1 protein-coding gene is annotated in these 341 nt (G+C 51.9%); it reads right to left on the reverse strand.

Features of this window, described 5'->3' with window-relative positions; all coding sequences use genetic code 11:
• A partial coding sequence (locus KH400_RS30375; protein ID WP_217228646.1) for a hypothetical protein occupies positions 1-341 on the reverse strand: 341 nt, incomplete at both ends.

The following is a 341-nucleotide window of genomic DNA, read 5'->3' on the forward strand; positions in this document are numbered from 1 at the left end:
TTTTCTCTCCTTCTTCTTTTCCCCTCCTCCCTTCCTCCCTCCTTTCTTTCTCTTCTTTCCTTTTTCTCCCCCTTCTTTCCCCTTCTTTTTCCTCTCTCCCTCCCTTTTTCTCTTCTCTCCCCTTTCCCCCTCCTCCCCCCTCTCCTCTTTCTTTCTTCTTTTCCTTCCTCCCCTCTTTTCTCCTCCCCTTCTCCTTCTTCCCTTCCCCTCCTCTTCTCCTCCTTCTCCTTTCCTTTTTTCTCTCTTCCCTCCCTCCCCTCTCTCCTCCTTCTCCTTCCTTCCCCCCCTTTCCCCTCCCCTCTCTTTTTTCTTCCTTCCTCCCCCCCCTTCTCTCTCTTCTT

The organism is Desertibacillus haloalkaliphilus, assembly GCF_019039105.1.
Classification (GTDB): domain Bacteria; phylum Bacillota; class Bacilli; order Bacillales; family KJ1-10-99; genus Desertibacillus; species Desertibacillus haloalkaliphilus.